Here is an 18824-nt window from a genome sequence, read left to right as displayed (position 1 = left end):
GGCAGCTATGAGCGGCCCTTTTGCTACCCAGCTGTAAACAGGAGAAATTACAATATTCGGTTACTTTAACGATTAACTTATTGAAAAACAATCAAAATAAATATTTACAGCGGGGCGTGGGTGCGTATTATTTGTGCATAGTGAGGATGATATGCAATGCAGGGAGGTATCCGTGCCGCTACATGGAAAGTTCGTTATTAACGATGCTGATTACTCGCCGTTGACAATATATGGTGTTGGCACCTTTATGGCCTGGTCGGGAAACGATATTTATCGTAATAAAGGAGGCTGCGTGGCTATACCCGATAATGGCCCTTTACCACCGGGTAAATACTGGATCGTGGATCGCGCATCCGGTGGCGCAGGCTCTATAGTCAGAGCGCTGATAAAAGATACCGCCAACGGTTTTTTAGGGGATCCCTCTAATCATTGGGAGTGGTTCGCCCTTTACCGTGATGATGCAAAGATAGATGATTTTACCTGGATTAATGGCGTGCAACGCGGTCAGTTTCGTCTTCATCCAGCTGCCGGGCAAAAACAATCGTTGGGATGTATCACTTTATTGCATAAACCAGATTTTCAGCTGATTCGTACTCTGTTGCTTCACACCAATAAAATTAAAGTTCCGCGTGCTGAAGGGCTTTTATCATATGGCACTATTGAGGTAGTTAGCTATGGCAACAGCTGTCCGTAAAACCCGGCGAGTTATACTGTTTATTGCGCTGTTTCTGTTTTCGCTACGCTTTATCCATCCGTACCCGATACAGTTCACGATCAAACAGTCTGGCCAACTGACTCAAATCGCAAATCGCCTGGGTTTCCGTGATCCGGAGATGTTTTATCTACTGGCAGTTATGCTCATCAATACGCTTATCACCTGCACGCTCTATTTTATAGCCGTGCGTGGCTGGCGGCTGTGGCGGCAAAGAAAAGCGAAACCCGAACATCGTAACCCGTGACGCAATTTATCGTGGACGGTCACCACAATCTACAGTCAGCTTGTTACCCGTATCACATAAAATAAAAAACATAAGACTTTAATCAGATCCCGCAATTGTTGTCGTTTGCCTGGCTCCCTATAACTGCTTTTCAGAGCCAGGGAGGGTGCCCCTTTGCAAACCAACAAGGCGGACCAAGATGCGAGCAACCTTATCGGTTAAAGAAAAAGTCAGTTACGGTCTGGGCGATATGGCAAGCCATATCGGCCTGGAAAACGTTATTATTTTTCTCACCTTCTATTACACCGACGTGGTCGGCTTACCGGCAGTGTTTGTCGGCACGCTGTTTCTGCTGGCGCGCATGGCCGATGCCATCGTTGATCCGGCGATGGGGCTGATCGCCGATCGCACCCATACGCGCTGGGGGAAATTTCGCCCCTGGCTGCTTTGGCTGGCGGTGCCGTTTGGTATCAGTTGCCTGTTAATTTACGCCGTACCTGAGTCGCTGTCGCTGACCGGCAAGATGATTTACGCCAGCGTAACCTACTGCCTGATGATGCTGCTTTATACCGCCATCAATATTCCCTACTGTTCGATGGGCGCGATCATCACCTCTGATGATACCCAGCGTGTTTCTCTGCAATCCTGGCGCTTTTTCCTCGCCACGCTGGGCGGAGCGATGTCCACTTTCCTGATGATCCCGCTGGCGGAGTGGCTGGGCGGCGGCAATAAGCTGGATGGCTATTTCAACGCCATGGCGGTGATGGCGAGCCTGGCGGCGGTAATGTTTTTGCTCTGCTTTTACAACACCCGTGAACGCGTCAGCGTCAAAGGCACCCATGAAAACTTTCGTGCCGACCTGCGCGATATGTTGCGTAACGATCAGTGGCGTATTGTCGCGCTGCTGGTGTTTTTTAATATCGCCTTCGGCGTGGTGCGCCTTGGGGCGATGATGTATTACGTTACCTATTATCTGGGCGATGCCAGCCTGTTTATGTGGCTGCTGGCCGCGCATATTGTTGGCAAATGTGTCGGCAGCGGGCTGGCAAAGTGGATGACCCGGCATCACAGCAAGCTTAAAGCCTTTACTTTTAGCGCCGTCGCCTGCGGTTTGTTAAGCATTTCCATTCTGTTTCTGCCAGCAACGCTGACGCTGCTGGTGGGCATGACCTTTATCGTTTCCAGCTTCTATCAGGTCACCACCACGCTGATGTGGGTCATGATGTCCGATGTGGTGGACTACGGTGAATATCGTCAGGGTAAACGCATGGACGGCACCATTTTTTCCACGCTGCTGGCGGTGCTGAAAATGGGCATGGCGGTGAGCGGAGCGATTGTCGGCTGGACGCTGGGGCTCAGCGGCTACGTGGCGCAGGCACCGCAGCAAAACCCCGCCGCTATGCTGGCTATCATTGCGCTTTTCTCCGTGATCCCCGGCGTGCTTTCACTCTGTAGCGCCCTGACTATGCGCTGGTATCGGCTTAATGACGACACGATGCGCCAGATTAACCAACATAAAACCGTGGCGGCGCAGCCCGCCGACGGATCCAACGCTTTGCAGCCACAGGAGTTGTCATGAGTGAATTACGTGCAGAATCGCACCGTCTAATCTGGCAGTTCGATCGTCAAACGCTCATTATCGAGCCGTGGGGAGAGAACAGCCTGCGGGTACGCGCCAGCTGCCAGCCTGACATTACGGATACTGACTGGGCATTGCTGCCAACGGCACCGCTGCCGGTAGAAATTACACAAGGAAACGAGACGCTTAGCCTGCGTAACGGCAATATTACCGCCACGCTGAACCAGCGCGGCCAGCTGGCTTTTTATAATCAGCACGGCGAACTGTTGCTGGAAGAGTTCTGGCGTCAGCGCACCACGGTAGGTATTGGTGCCACGGAGAAAAGTCAGGATAAATATATCAGCGCGCTGAAGCTGGATGGTCGCGAGTTCCGTCCGATTCCGGGCGGCAAATATCAGCTGACGGTGCGTTTCGAGGCGCGGCGTGACGAAAAGATTTACGGGATGGGGCAGTATCAGCAGGAGGGGCTGGATCTCAAAGGATGTACGCTGGAACTGGCGCAGCGTAATTCTCAGGCCAGCGTGCCTTTTATGGTTTCCAGTCTCGGCTATGGCTTGCTGTGGCATAACCCGGCTATTGGCGAGGCGACCTTCGGTAAAAATATTACCCGCTGGCAGGCGCAGGTCACCGATCAGATGGATTACTGGATCACCGCCGGCGATTCACCAGCGCAGATTGTGCGCCAGTATGGCCGCGCGGTAGGCACTGCGCCAATGATGCCCGATTTCGCTACCGGTTTCTGGCAGTGCAAGTTGCGCTACCGCACCCAACAGGAGGTGCTGGAGGTAGCGCGCGAGTACCGCAGGCGTCAGCTACCGCTATCGGTCATTGTGATCGACTTTTTCCACTGGCCGAATCAGGGCGACTGGTGCTTTGATCCGCTCGACTGGCCAGATCCGGCGGCGATGGTCAAAGAGCTAAAAGAGATGGGCATCGAAACCATGGTCTCGGTCTGGCCGACGGTGGATAGCCGAAGCGCCAACTATGCGCGTATGAAATCGCGGGGATTGTTAGTCAACAGCGATCGTGGCGTATCGGTTAATCTGGATTTCCTCGGCAATACCACCTTTTTTGATGCCACGCATCCGGCGGCGCGAGAGTTTGTCTGGCAGGAGGTGCGGCGCAACTATTACGATCTCGGTATTCGTACCTTCTGGCTGGACGAGGCGGAGCCGGAGTATCGCGCTTACGATTTTGATAACTATCGCTACCATCTGGGGCCGGTGCTTGAGGTGGGAAATATCTATCCGCAAAAGTTTGCGCAAGGCTTTTGGGAAGGACTGCAACAGCAGGGCGAAACGGAGATCGTCAACCTGGTGCGCTGCGCCTGGGCGGGCAGCCAGCGTTATGGTGTGCTTGCCTGGTCGGGAGATGTCCATTCCTCATTTCATGCGTTGCGTAATCAATTCTCGGCTGGTCTGAATATGGCGATGGCCGGTATTCCCTGGTGGACCACCGATATTGGCGGCTTTCAGGGCGGAAATATTCACGATCCCGGTTTCCATGAACTGCTGATCCGCTGGTTCCAGTGGGCGGTATTCTGTCCGGTGATGCGTCTGCACGGCTATCGTGAACCGCAAATTCAGCCGCAAGAGGCCTGGCGTAACGGCATTGCGCAATGCAACAGCGGGTCGCCGAATGAGGTCTGGAGCTATGGCGAGGAGAACTACGCGCTGATGAAGGAATGTCTGCTGTTGCGCGAGCGTCTGCGGCCCTATATTCGTCAGCTGATGCAGGAAGCGCATCAGCAGGGCGATCCGGTGATGCGTCCGCTGTTTTATCACTATCCGCAGCAGGCGGAGAGCTGGCAGATAGAAGACCAATATTTGCTGGGACAGGATCTGCTGGTGGCGCCGGTACTGCATGCCGGTCAGCGTGAGCGCCGCCTTTGGTTGCCCGCAGGCGATTGCTGGATTACGCGCAGCGGGACGCAGTATCAGGGCGGTCAGTGGCTGACAGTAGAGACGCCATTGCATGTCATTCCGGTGCTGGTACGTGCCGAGGCTGACCCGGCGTTGGTGGCGGCGATGCGCGCCTGATTAATCGTAACCCTTTGCCTGAGGAATAACACCTCAGGCAATCAACTTAGCCAGAAACGCGCCAGCGTCTTATATGGCGCATCCTCCTTCGAAACACACTTCGTACCATCAGGCTCAATCCATTTTTATTAGCGCGTTATTAGCGAAAAAAGTGGCTGGGGATAAATTATAAATAGTGACGGAATAGCAAAGAAAATAATTTGTCTTTTTTAAACTTGCCCGCTAATAAGTAATTATTTTATGATAATTGAAATTATTTGACTGTTTTTTAAAGAGATTGATAATTATAAGTCATAACGTGATGCGTTAATTTATTTTGCTGATAATTACGTTATATTCATCGCTCAGAATCGTAATGTTGCCGGTAAATTAATTCAGGGAAGTTAATTATGAAGGGCTCTGTTTATCATTTTCAAAGTATGCGCGGATGAAGAAAAAAGGTTACACGCCAACGCCGCACGATGCCACGTTCCGGCTGTTTCTGACGCAGCCGGAGATCGCCCGGGATTTCATGGAACTCCATCTTCCGAAGGAGCTGCGCGTCATTTGCGATCTTAATACGCTAAAGCTGGAATCCGGCTCTTTTGTCGAGGATGATCTTCGTCAGTACTTCAGCTATGTGCTTTACAGCCTGAAGACCTCCGCGGGTGATGGCTATATCCACGTCCTGGTAGAACATCAGTCGGCTCCGGATAAGCATATGGCGTTCAGACTGATACGCTATGCCGTGGCGGCGATGCAGCGTCATATCGAGGCGGGCCATAAAAAGCTGCCGCTGGTGATACCCATGCTGTTTTACACCGGTAAACGCAGCCCCTATCCCTATTCCACCCGATGGCTGGATGAGTTTGATGATCCGGCACTGGCAGAAAAACTTTATAGGAGCGCTTTCCCACTGGTGGATATCACTGTAATACCTGACGATGAAATTATGAACCATCGCAGCATGGCAGCACTTACGCTGCTGCAAAAACATATTCACCAGCGTGACATCGCTACTCTTATTGATCGTCTGGCTACGCTGCTGATGGCTGATTATCTCTCTTCACCCCAGGTAATGGCACTGATACACTATCTGTTACAGGCGGGTGAGTCAGCCGATGCCGAAACCTTTGTTCGAGAACTGGCACAGCGTGTGCCGCAACACGGAGACGCACTTATGACCATCGCACAGCAGCTTGAACAGAAGGGGATTGAGAAAGGTATCGAAAAAGGGATTGAGAAAGGTATCGAAAAGGGGATTGAGAAAGGTATCCAGCTTGGTGAACAGCGCGGCATTGAAAAAGGGCGTAATGAAGGCAAACTTGAAGTTGCACGCAGCCTGCTGAAAATGGGCATGTCTCGCGAGTCTGTTTTGGAAGCCACCGGCCTTACTGAACACGAGCTGGCACAGCTTCGTCACTGATGTTTCATCCTTTACACTCCCTGCCTGGTCGTCAGCATTAGAGTAAAATGTCGGCCACATAAAGGGAGCGTGCGCTGCTCTTCCAGCAAAAGAGGCGATTTACCCCATCTCCTCTTTGTGGCCGTGCATAGCCACCCGCAGGGTAAGCCTCAGGCAATCAACTCAGCCAGAAAATCCCCCAGCGCCTTACGCGGATCATCCTCTTCCGAAACAATCATCTCAATACCCCACTGGCCTAATACCTCTTTTGCCACCGGATTACTCCGGTTAGTAAACAGATAAGAAGTGGGACGAGCGGAAGCCAGTCCGGTGCGGCCCCACATTTTTGTCAGACGATAGAACAGCAGGCGGATATTAAAATCGCTGATGCTGTAGCCGACAAAAAGCACTGAATTACCCATGACATCGTGCGTCAACTTAATATCCAGCGGCGAATCAAAATAGAGACGTTCAAAATAGCTGCTTTCATCCAGCACAATAGAGGTATCGTCATCAAAATCGCCGTGCAGCTTAATAATATGACGGCGGTTTTCAGTAAGTGAAACCAGATCGGCGGCGTTCGCCACTTTGTAATAGGGCACCTTGTGCGCGTCATGCGCCATCTCCAGCCAGCGATCGTAGTTGGTGGTATAGATGCGTGAAAAATGTCCCTGGGTAATCATGGTGTGAATTTCTGAGGAACGCACATCAATATCAGGACGGTGCCACTCGCGATCCATCCAGCTGCGCAGCGGACCCAGCGATCCCTTTTTCTGCTTGTAATACTCCGCCAGTGACAGATGGGTGCCGTAAGTATTGAAAATTTTCGGATCGTAGCCCAGCTCCTGTGCAAGATGAGCAATCAGCTCATGCCACTCCGGCAGGCCCAGGTTGCGTGAAACGCCTGCCCCGGCGAAAAGAATTAACTTTCCGGCATCGTAGGCACGTTTCAGTTCAGGTTTCATGGCAGATTCCTTGCGGTTTTCAAAAAGGCAGCAAAGCGATCCAGCGCCAGCCGCCGCATCGAAATTTCATGCTTTAGCTCACCCATTTCGGCAAAAGTCTGCGTATGGCCTTCCGGCACAAAGATGCAATCCCAGAGAAATTCACGCGAACCCGCAGGCTCAGCGATGATCTTACCGCGTACCTCGCCGGAAAACTGATACATTTTGCGCCCGTCGCAGTAGCCCAGAACGGTTTTCGCCGTGGCGCTCTGGCTGTCCAGCGCCTGCACCAGCGCGGTAAAGCGATCGGCATCCAGTCGATGCCAAAAAATGCGTGTCAGCCCGGCGGGCAGGCCGTTCAGCCCGTCCAGGTAAAGACCGGTATGCTCGACAAACAGCGGCCGCCCAATCAGGGAAAAGGCTTTGGTAAGTTTGTCGTGTACCAGCTCAACTTCATCTTCCGTTTGTATTTCCTCAATCCGACAGGCCACGGAGAGCACTTCTACACCGATGGGCTCAAGGATTTTACGTACTTCGTCCAGCTTGAGTTCATTACTGGAAAGAAACCGTATTTTCATTGCTTCACCTAATTCTGTCTCTGCCGGTATGGTTATGATTATGTGCGCAGGAAAGCGCCGACCGGTGTCAACCAGTGTAGACCAGATAGGGATGGGAAGGCAGCAGGGAAAAGCAGGGAAGGGGCATCGGGCAGAAAACCCGATGCCAGTTAATTTTAGTAGCCGGTTTCCTGTGTTTTCAGCGATCCTGCACGCTCTTTAACAAATTCCGCCGCGCGCTTACCTGCAAGGAAAGCGTGATCGGAGTTGTAGTATTCCCACTCGCTGTAGCGCCCCGATAGCAAAATATCCTGCTGTAGCAGCCAGTCGCGAATCAGCGCAATACTGGCTTTACGCGCATGATCGTACACCACGTAGGCATAGGGAATATCAATCTGATTAGCAGTAAGAATCGGGTCGTCGGCGGTAATCATACCCACCGCGATACACTCCTGGATGCAGCGCTCAATTAACGCATCGCCCTCTGCCGGCAGCGGCTTATCCGGCGAATAGCTGATCTCGAAAGTTAAACCGCAGCCTCCGAGCGGATTACAGAGCGGACTGGCATTACCCTGTACAAAGATGCGATGAAACAGGGTATCGCCCGGATAATAGATCCAGTGCTTCTCGGTTAGATTGGCGCGTCCCACGCCGATATTGACGCAGCGAATGGATACGTGACGCAGTTTTGCCACCGCATCGTGGATCTCCTGCGGCGCTTCATCACCGATCATTGCAATCAACTGTGGCAGCGGCATGGTACTGATCAGCTGATCGTAGCGATAGCGCCGTCCGTCAGTCAGCACGGCGATATGCTGTTCAGGATGCAGTTCGGCCAGCATGCTGTTGGTCTCCAGCTCACAGGCGAGATGCGGCAGAAAACCGTTCATCAGCGCCTGGAAGCCGCCTTCCAGCGGATAGCCAAAGCGCGCGTTCGGCCCCATGGGTTTCTCCAGCGGTGCCAGCGCGCCCTCGATGATTTGCGCCAGATCCGGCAGCGGTACGCGTCCGCCCAGCCAGGAGGTTTCCATCTCCGTTAGCGGCAGCGCCCAGAGTTTGCGGTTATATGGCAGGGCGAAATGTTTAGCGATGCCGCGTCCCCAGGTACGGAAAATAAACTGTTCAAAGTTCTCTGGCTGCGTCGTATTTTCCTGTCCGGCGAAGAGATCGCCATCTGGCACCGTGCCGTCGGCGCAGCAATCATGGCGTCTGGTTACCGATAGCGCGCTATTTGACGCTTCTGCGGCTTCATGGCTGACGCCGTAGCGCGCCTCAATTGCGCCAAGGATACACTCTTTAATCACCTCGGCAGGCAGGCCATAGAGTGAACCCTGGAAGGGGTAGCGGGTATAAATGCCGTCGTTATAAACCCACGCTTCGCGCATCTGCCAGTGCAGGTTATCGCCCAGCAGCATTTCATACATTTTCAGGACATATGGGTCCTGCGAAAACATGATGTGTCCGGCATAGTCAAAGGTGAATCCTTTGTCCGTAATCGAACGACACCAGCCGCCTGGCGTGGCATTTTTTTCCAGTACCACGGCGCCTTTACCATAATGGTAGCCCGCGCTCAGTCCGGTTGGTCCGGCACCGATAATCAGACAGGGAACCACTGACTGTTGCTCGGTAGCAGGATTCAGGCGGCGGGTGATTTGCTGTACTTCATCGGCAATCACTGGCATGACGCTTTCCGGCACGGGCATAGGTGTTTTGGCAGCCCCTTTTTTCATCAGCGAGAACATCTGTTCCGCTGCCGCATCCCACGATGTGGCTGCCACCACCGCCTGCATGCGCTGCGCCAGCTGCTCACGATCGTCGGGGCTGATGCTCAGCGCCCGCTCACAGGCGTGAATAAACTCTTCGGGACGGTAAGCGATTGCGACCAGCTCTGCATAATGTCGTGCGACATCGGTAATCGCGGTGCTGACAATGGGCAGTTGGGCCGCCATATACTCCAGCACTTTGGTCGGGCTGATAAATTTTGTTGAGGCGTTTAAAGCGAAAGGCATCAGGCACACATCCCAGCCGGCAAGAAACTGCGGCAGCGCCTCGTAAGGTTGCTGACCCAACCAGTGGATATTAGCGCGCTGCGGCAGCGTAGCCGGATCGATTTTCACTACCGGACCAACCATCACAATTTGCCATTCCGGGTGCGCATCGGCCAGCGCGGCTACCAGCGACAGATCGAGGCGCTCATCAATTACGCCGTAATAGCCAAGGCGCGGGCGCGGTAGCATCTGCTGCTGTGGATGTCCGTTGCTGCGATCCAGCGCCTGTTCAAAATGAATGGCATCGACGCTGCTGGGAAAGCAGTAAATGGCGTGATGCTTGTGCTTTTTCGCTTCATACAGGCTGGAGCCGCCGGTAAACACCAGATCGGCACGCGCCATCAGCGCCGATTCACGTTGCTGAAGCTGGCGCGGAGCCATATTAAAGGCGGAAAGCTCATCCATGCAGTCATAAACCACCAGCGAAGGTGTAAAGGGCGTAAGCAGAGGCAGCGCCATCGGCGTATAGAACCAGACGACCGGTTGCTCTTGTTCATCCACCAGTGACGTCAGTAACAGCTGCAGCGTTGCGATTTGATCATCATGAAAACCCGGCGCGGCGATTGGCGTATGCGGCTGAATAACGGTGACGTTGGGAGCAGGATTCGAATAATGCAGCGCTGGCGATCCCGCCTCGTAAATCGGCTCTTCAATAAACAGCACGCGATAATGCTGTGCCAGACGAGACAGCAAATGCTGCGGACGCTGAAAAACAAAACCCCAACGCAAATGGCTAAAAACGATCAAAGTCTTTTGCTGCATACCATTCTCCTTATTCTCCGCGGTCGGAGCGATAAATGACTGAAAGTTCTGTAAAGTACGCTGCGCCTGGCAGAGCGCCGTGGCGTAGGGTTGATTGATAATGCGAAGAAAAGGATCGGGGCCATGGTGGTCGAGATCCCACAGCCCGCTACGCGGCCAGGCAAGCGGGTCATTCCATGCTGGTCGGTCGATAATGGGATAGAGGCAGACGCCGCACAGCTCAGCGCCGCTGAGCTGTGCCTGCGCAATATGCGCGGTCACCTCCGCGATCCAGGCACCGCGTCCGCTGCCTATATGGCTGGTTTCCGAGAGCAGTACCGGGCGTTGATAACGCTGATGCAGCTCCGTCAGCATTTGATGCAGCGGCTTGCGCCGACGATCGCCCAGATGCCAGTGCAGCCGATTCATGGAAGGGAATGCCCACTGATTATCGTGATAATAATTCGCGCCGATCAGGTCGAGATAGTGCGCCGCCCCGCCCAGCTCCGGCGCCAGTCTGCCGCTCAGCATATCCCATGCCTGAAACTGCGCGTTACTGTGGGACTGTGCCGTCAGCTTTGCCTCTGGCGTATCCTCTTCTGACACCAGATGGATAATGGGATCGCAGTGCAGAATGCGCGCCCGGCTGTCGGCCTGCCAGATTGCGTCGCAGGCGGCCAGTGTCGCCTTAACTAACTGACGTTTACAGGCGTCGGCGGGATCGGATTCCGGCAGGTTAGCGCAGGGAAACAGTCCAACGGCAATCCCCCAGCTCAGGAAAGAGATTTCATTTATCGGCGAGTAGATCGGCAGTGTGGAATAAGGCGCAAGGAAACGCACGGTGGCCGCGCAAAAGGCGGCAAAGCGTGGAATAAAATCGTCAGAGAAAAGAGTAAGATCTTCTGGCCAGCCATAGTGACAGAGTGTCCAGCAGATTTGAATGTCCTGCTCCTGCGCCGCCTCGATACGCGAAACCAGCGAGGAAAAATCATATTCACCGTTGCGTTCGATAAGCCGCCAGCCCACACTTTCACGCACCGAATTAATATTAAAGGCTTTTAGCGCTGCATAATCCTCTTTAACCCGTATCAGGTGAGCGTTAGTGTCATTCATCGCTAACCGGGTGCCGTGCGGGTTAATATGATCCGCGCCTTCATAACCTGCCTGCCAGAATGAGGCAAAGGGTGTCATCATTATTTCTCCTGCAGCTTTGCCAGCATAATAAAGCGCGCAGCCGCATCCGCTGAATCAAAAGTAACGGCAAAAGCCGCTCAAATTTGTAGGCCATTAAAAAGCATGCCAGAAGGCAGAACCTGGTGGCTGTATAAGCAAGAGTAGAGGCTGGGGAGCCCTGGCAAATTAATAAAGTGATAAAAGACTAATTACGGTTACGCTTGTTTATATTGATTTAATTAAATAATTTAACAATGAGAAGGGTTAGCTTAAGTATAGGCAAGCCTGATCGCTGCGCAAGAAATGCGCGCCTAACCCTAATAAGTTAGGAATATCCTTATAGTGGTAAAGATAAAGAGGTGATTTTTATTAATGCATTTAGCAAAATAAGCGTGACGGTAACAGCGCCAGCTTATTTATTAATAAACGTCGCCAGAGAAAATTAAAATGATAAATAATAGAGTGTTGAAAAATGGTTTCGCTTTTTTTCCAGTAATAACCGGGCATGCGCGTGTTATGAATGTTTGAGCTACTTAAGCGCTTTGGTTATATATAAAAAAGCAGAAAGATGAGGGGCAATTTTAAAAAGATGGATGCTAAATTCTGTAACCGCATAACGCTCGGCGTTTTCCTCTACAGCGCGCCTTCGCCCTGCTGTTATTACTTTCTGCCCCGGCTATGATAGCGAAGAGATAACGCAACGGGACAGTGAAATGATGGAAACACGGCGGCAGGATACATCTGTTTTTCAACAGGTCATGCAGCAGCAGGCCGCAGAAAAAAACATCGTTCTGGACGGGCAACAGCTACAGCTTATTACCCGTCTGGATGCGTTAATCGCACCGGTGCTGTCACGCGCTCAGCGGTTTCATCACGGGCTCTACATCTGGGGCGAACCGGGACGCGGCAAATCATTTATTGCTGATGCGTTTTTTAACTGGGCACCGCTGGCGCAGAAAAAACGCGTGCACTTTCATCTTTTTTTCCGCGAACTGCATCAGATAATTGCGCGCGGCAGTAGCGTTGAGGCCGCGATCGAAGCCTGCATTGGCCGTTGTCAGCTGCTCTGCTTTGATGAATTTCATCTGCATGATATTGGTGATGCGATGCTCATCAAGCCTTTGCTGGAGCTGCTGTTTCAGCGCGGCGTATTGCTGGTTGCGACCTCAAACCATCCACCGGAAAATCTGCTGGCTAATCCGCTCTATCACCAGCGCTTTCTCTCATCGATTGCGTTAATCAGAGAGAAAATGGAGGTCATCGCACTAACCGGAGAAAAAGATTACCGCACGCTAACGCATGAAGCTCAGGGCGCGTTCAGATATGGCGGACTGCTGATTGGCGCCACGCAGGCGCAGCGGCAACGGCTGGAACTGCCTGCACCGGCAGAAGCACCGCTGCCGTTAAAGGTAGGCTATCGTATCCTTGAAACGCTCTCACCTGCCGGGGCGTTTCTGCATTTTTCTTTCAGCGCGCTGTGCGCCGCGCCAACAGCGGTGATGGACTATTTGCAGCTCTGCGAGCAATACCCGCAGTGGCTGGTGGAAGATGTGCCGCCGTTGGCCCAGGTTTCGCCTGCTATTCAGCAACGTTTTATTAATGTGATTGATGTGCTCTACGATCGCCAGTGCCGGCTGTTTTTAACCACGGATTATCCCCTGACGACGCTGACGCAGGGTGTGGAGCTGGATGATATTCAGCGCACCCACAGCCGCCTGAATGTGCTGCCGGTTTATCAGAGATAATGCCGCTGCGCTTGCGTTACGAGCGAGTCAACTATACTGAAACGGTATTCGGTTATTCAGTCATAGCAGCTTATGCTGCTGTATTAACTGAATAATAAGATGTTCCTGCATTGTATTGACGGCCTTTGTCGCCGTTCACCTGAAAGGAGACGTTTCTGTTATGACCAGTCGACCACAGCCGCCGCAGCCAGAGCAGCAGCAAGATGTACCCGGCACTATTTTTGATATGCAGCCAGCGCCCGATCACGGTGAAACCAGCTATAAAGGTTCGGGCCGCCTTGCGGGTAAAAAAGCGATTATTACCGGTGGCGATTCCGGGATTGGCCGCGCCGTGGCTATCGCCTATGCACGTGAAGGGGCCGATGTACTGATTTCCTATCTGAATGAGCATGAAGATGCCAAAGATACCGCTCGCCTGATTGAAGAAGCAGGGCAAAAAGCTGTGCTGGTGCCGGGCGATATTACCGAAGCGGAACACTGTCGCCATATTATTCAGCAGGCGGTCAGCAACTTCGGACAGATCGATATTCTGGTCAATAATGCGGCCTTTCAGATGACCCGGGATTCGTTGGATGAGATCAGCGATGAAGAATTTGACCGTACGATGAAGACCAATCTTTACGGCATGTTTTATCTCTGCAAAGGGGCGGTGCCGCATATGCCTGCCGGCTCATGCATTATTAATACCGCCTCGGTTAATGCCGACCAGCCGAAACCGAAACTGATTGCCTATTCAGCAACCAAAGCGGCAATCGTTAATTTTTCCGGTAGCCTGGCTGCGCTGCTGGCTGAAAAGGGGATTCGCTCTAATGTAGTGGCGCCTGGCCCCATCTGGACGCCGCTGATCCCCTCCACCATGCCCGTAGAGCAGGTGAAAAATCTGGGTAGTGAAGTACCGCTCCAGCGCGTCGGGCAACCGGCCGAACTGGCACCCGCCTATGTGATGCTTGCCAGCGATGAGGCCAGCTATATTTCTGGCTCAACCGTTGCGGTTACCGGCGGCGTTGCGGTTATCTGATACGAGAGTACGGCAGCCACACGCTGCCGTGATTCAGCAAAGCGGGATCAGTTGAAGGGATACTCTTTTGCCAGCAGGCGTGCAATGACATTCAGCGCGCCTTCATCATCATGACTCTCTGTACGGTAGCGCGCTGCCGCCGTTACCGCTTCTGTGGCGTTCGCCATTGCAAAACTGTAGCCCGCCTGACGCAGCATTTCGATATCATTGCCGCTATCGCCGATCGCCACTACCTCGCAATCGTCGATGCCCCAACGCTGCTGAAGCAAGCCGATCCCGTGCGCCTTGTGCAGGCCAGGAATAATCAGGTCAACAAAGCCGAAACCGCTGGAAACCGGATGCACAATATTCTTTGCCGTATTAAGCGCTTTGGTTAACCGCTCAATTAGCGGAGCGACACCATCATGCGGCAGATTAAGCGAAAATTTAAAAATGGTGTCATCGATATTGTTGAGATCGGCGCACTTTTCCAGGCGACGATAGTGATTTGACAGCAGCGCCACCACCTCGTCCGGCATCGAGGGAGAGATATAAGCACTACGCTTGCCGCAAACCACAGTATGAATTTCCGGCTCTTCGGCTAAGATTGCCAGCACCTGCCGGACACTCTCCGCACTAAGCTCTCCGCAAAATACCTCTTGATTTTGATCGCTGATCCAGGCGCCGTTTTCCGCCACAAATGCGATTTCATCAGCGATTTCAGGGAAATAGCTGTGCAGCTGATAATACTGATTGCCGCTGGCCACCACAAAACGGATGTTTCGTTCTTTCAGCTGAGCATACTGACGCAAAAAACGCGTTTTGTTATAACGCTTGGCGGAATCAAGAAATGTTCCATCCATATCAACCGCAACCAATTTTACCGCCACCGGGTTCTCCTTCAGATAACAGATCGAGTTTTCGCCGCCCCGCGCCAGCAAAGGCGGAGTGGGTCGCTAAGATTAACAAGGATAGTGGCTGGAAGAGCGCTGTAAATGAGAATGTGAAAAAGCGGATTAGCGCCAGCTTTTTCACAGGGAGAAGCAGAGGGGGTTTACGGATTAACCACTAAGGTAACCAGAGCATGCTGACAGGCATTTGTATCCTGAGCCAGTTTGATTTTTTCCGCGTCAGGCACTGTTTCCCAGGCATTTATCGCCCGGTCGGCTGCGATATGGTTAAACCTGATACGTTGCAACGCATACTCATTATTACTTCCTTCAATGATATTACGCATACTCGCAGCGTAGTTATCGTTCTGCTTACCAACCACGCCACACAGGATCCCTGAATAATAATCCTGATCGTCAGGATCGACATAGGTTAGGTAGCGCCATGTCATCACGCCTGCCACGCCCAGCAATAGCAGAGCTATCCACTTTTTATACAAACGTCTGTTTCCCTTATAGCAAAGGCCTGAAATAACGCCTTTCAGGCCAGATCATGATATTAGCGACGGTTACGCCACACGGTCTGCACATTACAAAACTCATGCAGGCCGAAGTGCGACAGCTCACGACCAAAGCCGCTTTTTTTCACGCCGCCGAAAGCAACGCGTGCATCGCTGGCGCTGTAGCCATTGATAAACACGCCGCCGCACTCCAGACGTTCCGCCATGTCAGCCGCCAGCGCGTCGTCTGCGCTGTAGATGGTAGCCATCAGGCCGAAATCGCTGTCGTTCGCCAGCTGTAGCGCATGCCCGGCATTATCTGCCACGGTGATTGCCGCTACCGGACCAAACATCTCCTGACGAAACGCCGTCATCGCGGGCGTCACGTTGCCCAGCACGGTCGGCATGTAGTAGTTGCCTTCACCAGCCAGCTTCTCTCCTCCTGCCAGCAGGGTTGCGCCTTCAGCCAGCGTTGCCATAACCTGCTGATGAAGTTCATCGCGCAGGTCGTAGCGCGCCATCGGACCGACGGTGTTGTCTTCCATGCGCGGATCGCCCATTTTCAGCTGCTTTGCGGCCGCGACAAACTTTTTACTAAAGGCGTCGGCAATGTCACGTTCAATAATAAAGCGCTTGGCTGCGGCACACACCTGCCCGGTATTCTGATAGCGTCCGGCAACGGCAGCCTGCACCGCCGCATCCAGGTCGGCATCCTTCAGAACAATAAAGGGATCGGATCCGCCCAGTTCCAGCACGCATTTTTTCAGCGCCGCGCCAGCCTGTGCGCCGATAGCCGCTCCGGCACGTACGCTGCCGGTAACCGTTACCGCCGCAACACGCGCATCGTTAATCGCCTGACTTACGCCGTCGTTGGTGGCGTTAATCACCCGGAGCAGGTGAGAAGGTAAACCGGCATCGTTAAACAGTTCCTCAATCAGCAGAGCGCAGCCCATTACGTTCGGCGCATGTTTCAACAGATAACTATTGCCCGCCAGTAAAATCGGTATGGCGCCGCGCAACACCTGCCATAGCGGAAAATTCCAGGGCATTACTGCCAGCACCGGGCCAAGCGGACGATACTCAATCACGGCCTGATTATTTTCTACCTGCGTCGGCTCGGCTGCCAGCATGGCGGGGCCATGTTCAGCATACCAGTCGCAGAGCTGCGCCGATTTTTCTACCTCGCCGCGCGCCTGCAGTATTGGTTTACCCATCTCGGCGGTAATCATCTGCGCCATCTCTTCGCCACGCGCCCGGATAGCGGTAGCCAGATCGCGTAATTTTTGCGCACGCTGCGCCAGCGGCTGCTGTCGCCATTGCTGGAAGGCCTGATGGTTTTCGGCGATAGCCGCATCAACCTGCTGCGCGCTGATGTAAGCAAGGGCGGAAAGAATTTCGCCGCTGGCAGGATTGCGCGAAATAGCATGCGTTTCTGGGGGAAATGACATAAGGGTTCCTTAAATATTTATATTGCTGATGGACTTACCTTAACGGTGATGAGTCGTGATGAAAAGTGAATAATGATGAGGGAATTGCTGTCAAAAAAAGAATGGTTGCTGTAATTGTGCACCAGAATTGGAACAGCTTTTGTTATTGTCCCGATCGGATAGCGCTTCCTGCCTGCTAATAAGCGTCCGGCACAGAGGCAACTGCTGGGGAAAAGTCAGCTGGCGCGATAAAAGCAGGCATGAAAACAGCGAGGCCAACGTTTTATCTACAGTAACAAAGCTTATTGATATGTTCGGCTGTGTAACGTCCAGGGAGAAGGTGATGTTGCTGAAGCTACTGATTAATCTGGCGTAACAGGATTTTCCTTACGATTCCTTAACGCCAGAATAGTTAAGATTGTGTTATCTTAACTGCGCACTGCTGGTGATGTGGCATTGTGCGCTTCAGTTTGCCATTTATGATGGCTTTTTCCCTTTGAGGTATGGAAACACTTTCCCGACGCGTATTTACGGTCGGGTTTTTCATCAGTTACAGGGGAAGCGATGACATTATGCGTAACAGACAGATTTATTACTTCAGGCCGCTTCAGGCCAGTGCAGACGGCGTGCCGGACGATTACCAGAGCCGGGAACGCGCCAGGCCTTGGCCGGATCGCCCGCGACAAACTCCAGCGTGGGTGAGAAATAGAACGGCAACCAGCCGTCGTAACCACTTTCCCACTCCCAGCGTACCGGGCAGGGCCAGAGAATACCATCTTCCAGAATGTAATAAATCCATCGTCCGCTGGGACGACGGGGCTTACGATTTTTCATGGGATTCACAACGATGTTGGTAAGTGCAATAACAGCTCATATTTTGACCTTTTAAATGGCGGATAGCAACCTGCCATCCGCCATTAAAGGAGATGTTTACGTTCTCTTACCTGATGCCTGGTGAACAAGAAGGTGCCCGCACAGAGCATTAACGATGAACTTCGCCACACAGCAGAACCGCATTAGGGCGGCGCTGATGAATACGCGCGGCCATGTGTTCGCAGGCGGCACGGGTGGGATAAATATGTTCGGTAACCGGCAGGGCATCACAGGCGTCATGACCACAGGCGCTAACTAAAAGCACAAATCCAATCAACATTCTCAGCTCCTTTTGCGCGCCCGGTGTCGGCTTCTTTTTTTCTTCCGTTGTTAAGTATAGCTGATAAGGCTGTATGAAGATTTGTTTACCTGAGCTAAGCCTGGTCCTGACATTACGCTAAACAACGAAACCCGGCGTAATCTCACAGGAGTGCAGGCTTATTCTTTTAGCCTTAGCACTGCGGATTGCCAATAAAAACTGCTGTCTGTCAGGAATAAGGAAGCGATGCCATTCTAAAAAACAGACATTCAGTGAGACGTCTGATAATCAGCGGATCGTCGCAGAACCTCAATAGTTGAGGGTTCGTTATCCTCATGCGCAGCAGATAAAACGCATTATTGGTATTGGTAAAAATAAAAACAGAGCGATTTATCTGATTCAATAAAAATCAGCCAGCTAACGTCACGTGCAGGCGCGGTTTTTTGGCGGCGTTTAGGCTAAACTCTGCCATTTCCACCCTTAATGACAGGAACGTTTTTATGTCGAATGAAATTGCTCATCCTTCCAGCAGCCCAAAACAGGCTGCGCTGCAGCTGGTAATTGAACTGGTACGCGCCGGCAAACTTAGCCCGCTTCAGGGCGATGCCAGCAACATGATCTCTATTTATGAGCAGTTCAAAACGCATTTTGAATCAGACAAAAAGAAAGACGCCTCCGATTCTGCGATCTCCTGAGTAGCTTAAAGCGCAGCAGGTACAGAGCAAAAGGT

Annotated in this window: 15 protein-coding genes; 7 read left to right on the top strand and 8 right to left on the bottom strand. The window is 52.5% G+C overall.

Going from position 1 to position 18824, the window contains the following annotated elements:
- Positions 1-172: 172 nt before the first annotated feature.
- From ACQE3Z_RS16845 to ACQE3Z_RS16830, 4 genes are all read left to right on the top strand, one after another.
- Positions 173-694, top strand: coding sequence for a DUF2778 domain-containing protein (locus ACQE3Z_RS16845; protein WP_426974667.1), 522 nt, complete (start codon positions 173-175; stop codon positions 692-694).
- A 443-nt stretch (positions 695-1137) separates the two neighbouring features.
- Entirely contained in the window at positions 1138-2517 is a 1380-nt protein-coding gene (locus ACQE3Z_RS16840) for a glycoside-pentoside-hexuronide (GPH):cation symporter (protein ID WP_426974666.1), read from the top strand.
- A complete protein-coding gene (locus ACQE3Z_RS16835; RefSeq protein WP_426974665.1) occupies positions 2514-4556 on the top strand; it encodes a glycoside hydrolase family 31 protein in 2043 nt (680 codons plus the stop codon). Before ACQE3Z_RS16840 ends, ACQE3Z_RS16835 begins: the two co-directional genes overlap by 4 nt.
- 427 nt (positions 4557-4983) lie before the next feature.
- Positions 4984-5961 carry an Rpn family recombination-promoting nuclease/putative transposase gene (locus ACQE3Z_RS16830; protein WP_426974664.1) on the top strand — a complete coding sequence of 326 codons (978 nt, stop codon included), beginning with the start codon at positions 4984-4986 and terminating at the stop codon, positions 5959-5961.
- Positions 5962-6110: 149 nt separating this feature from the next.
- On the opposite strand, the gene ACQE3Z_RS16825 is transcribed toward ACQE3Z_RS16830, so the two are convergent.
- The 3 genes from ACQE3Z_RS16825 to ACQE3Z_RS16815 all read right to left on the bottom strand — a co-directional run bounded on the left by ACQE3Z_RS16825 (position 6111) and on the right by ACQE3Z_RS16815 (position 11421).
- Positions 6111-6905 carry an SIR2 family protein gene (locus tag ACQE3Z_RS16825; RefSeq protein ID WP_426974663.1) on the bottom strand — a complete coding sequence of 265 codons (795 nt, stop codon included), beginning with the start codon at positions 6903-6905 and terminating at the stop codon, positions 6111-6113.
- The gene (locus tag ACQE3Z_RS16820) at positions 6902-7462 is read right to left on the bottom strand and encodes a non-canonical purine NTP pyrophosphatase (protein WP_426974662.1); all 561 of its coding nucleotides are present in this window, start codon (positions 7460-7462) and stop codon (positions 6902-6904) included. The genes ACQE3Z_RS16825 and ACQE3Z_RS16820 overlap by 4 nt, the downstream gene beginning before the upstream one ends.
- Positions 7463-7617: 155 nt before the next feature.
- Positions 7618-11421, bottom strand: coding sequence for an NAD(P)-binding protein (locus ACQE3Z_RS16815; protein WP_426974748.1), 3804 nt, complete (start codon positions 11419-11421; stop codon positions 7618-7620).
- 695 nt (positions 11422-12116) lie between these two features.
- Here ACQE3Z_RS16815 and zapE point away from each other — a divergent pair.
- On the top strand, positions 12117-13148 hold the full coding sequence (gene zapE, locus ACQE3Z_RS16810; protein ID WP_426974661.1) for a cell division protein ZapE: 1032 nt from the start codon (positions 12117-12119) through the stop codon (positions 13146-13148).
- Between the two features lie 160 nt (positions 13149-13308).
- Positions 13309-14166 carry a glucose 1-dehydrogenase gene (locus tag ACQE3Z_RS16805; protein WP_426974660.1) on the top strand — a complete coding sequence of 286 codons (858 nt, stop codon included), beginning with the start codon at positions 13309-13311 and terminating at the stop codon, positions 14164-14166.
- A 47-nt stretch (positions 14167-14213) separates the two neighbouring features.
- Here ACQE3Z_RS16805 and ACQE3Z_RS16800 read toward each other — a convergent pair whose 3' ends face one another.
- From ACQE3Z_RS16800 to ACQE3Z_RS16780, 5 genes are all read right to left on the bottom strand, one after another.
- Complete coding sequence (locus ACQE3Z_RS16800) at positions 14214-15035, bottom strand: Cof-type HAD-IIB family hydrolase (RefSeq protein ID WP_426974659.1); 822 nt, start codon at positions 15033-15035, stop codon at positions 14214-14216.
- Between the two features lie 164 nt (positions 15036-15199).
- Positions 15200-15535, bottom strand: coding sequence for a hypothetical protein (locus ACQE3Z_RS16795; protein ID WP_426974658.1), 336 nt, complete (start codon positions 15533-15535; stop codon positions 15200-15202).
- Positions 15536-15594: 59 nt separating this feature from the next.
- Positions 15595-16983 carry a succinate-semialdehyde dehydrogenase gene (gene sad / locus ACQE3Z_RS16790; protein ID WP_426974657.1) on the bottom strand — a complete coding sequence of 463 codons (1389 nt, stop codon included), beginning with the start codon at positions 16981-16983 and terminating at the stop codon, positions 15595-15597.
- Positions 16984-17559: 576 nt separating this feature from the next.
- Positions 17560-17796, bottom strand: coding sequence for a hypothetical protein (locus ACQE3Z_RS16785; RefSeq protein ID WP_085067774.1), 237 nt, complete (start codon positions 17794-17796; stop codon positions 17560-17562).
- Positions 17797-17944: 148 nt separating this feature from the next.
- Positions 17945-18115: a hypothetical protein gene (locus ACQE3Z_RS16780; RefSeq protein WP_249893730.1), complete on the bottom strand. Its 171-nt coding sequence runs from the start codon at positions 18113-18115 to the stop codon at positions 17945-17947.
- A 479-nt stretch (positions 18116-18594) separates the two neighbouring features.
- On the opposite strand from ACQE3Z_RS16780, the gene ACQE3Z_RS16775 reads away from it, so the two are divergent.
- Positions 18595-18789 (top strand): hypothetical protein, encoded by a 195-nt coding sequence (locus ACQE3Z_RS16775; RefSeq protein ID WP_085067772.1) that lies wholly within the window; start codon positions 18595-18597, stop codon positions 18787-18789.
- The last annotated feature ends 35 nt before the right edge of the window (positions 18790-18824 follow it).

Source organism: Pantoea sp. FN0307 (assembly GCF_050113815.1).
GTDB lineage: Bacteria > Pseudomonadota > Gammaproteobacteria > Enterobacterales > Enterobacteriaceae > Mixta > Mixta alhagi.
The sequence above is the reverse complement of the archived record's forward strand: the minus strand, read 5'-3'. Positions and strand labels throughout refer to the sequence as shown.

Bases quoted from the DNA above. Each gene is read 5' to 3' on its own strand.
- ACQE3Z_RS16830 (WP_426974664.1), top strand. From the start codon at position 4,984: ATGAAGAAAAAAGGTTACACGCCAACGCCGCACGATGCCACGTTCCGG.
- zapE (WP_426974661.1), top strand. From the start codon at position 12,117: ATGATGGAAACACGGCGGCAGGATACATCTGTTTTTCAACAGGTCATG.
- ACQE3Z_RS16805 (WP_426974660.1), top strand. From the start codon at position 13,309: ATGACCAGTCGACCACAGCCGCCGCAGCCAGAGCAGCAGCAAGATGTA.
- ACQE3Z_RS16835 (WP_426974665.1), top strand. From the start codon at position 2,514: ATGAGTGAATTACGTGCAGAATCGCACCGTCTAATCTGGCAGTTCGAT.
- ACQE3Z_RS16815 (WP_426974748.1), bottom strand. From the start codon at position 11,421: ATGACACCCTTTGCCTCATTCTGGCAGGCAGGTTATGAAGGCGCGGAT.
- sad (WP_426974657.1), bottom strand. From the start codon at position 16,983: ATGTCATTTCCCCCAGAAACGCATGCTATTTCGCGCAATCCTGCCAGC.
- ACQE3Z_RS16825 (WP_426974663.1), bottom strand. From the start codon at position 6,905: ATGAAACCTGAACTGAAACGTGCCTACGATGCCGGAAAGTTAATTCTT.
- ACQE3Z_RS16780 (WP_249893730.1), bottom strand. From the start codon at position 18,115: ATGTTGATTGGATTTGTGCTTTTAGTTAGCGCCTGTGGTCATGACGCC.
- ACQE3Z_RS16840 (WP_426974666.1), top strand. From the start codon at position 1,138: ATGCGAGCAACCTTATCGGTTAAAGAAAAAGTCAGTTACGGTCTGGGC.
- ACQE3Z_RS16775 (WP_085067772.1), top strand. From the start codon at position 18,595: ATGTCGAATGAAATTGCTCATCCTTCCAGCAGCCCAAAACAGGCTGCG.
- ACQE3Z_RS16820 (WP_426974662.1), bottom strand. From the start codon at position 7,462: ATGAAAATACGGTTTCTTTCCAGTAATGAACTCAAGCTGGACGAAGTA.
- ACQE3Z_RS16785 (WP_085067774.1), bottom strand. From the start codon at position 17,796: ATGAAAAATCGTAAGCCCCGTCGTCCCAGCGGACGATGGATTTATTAC.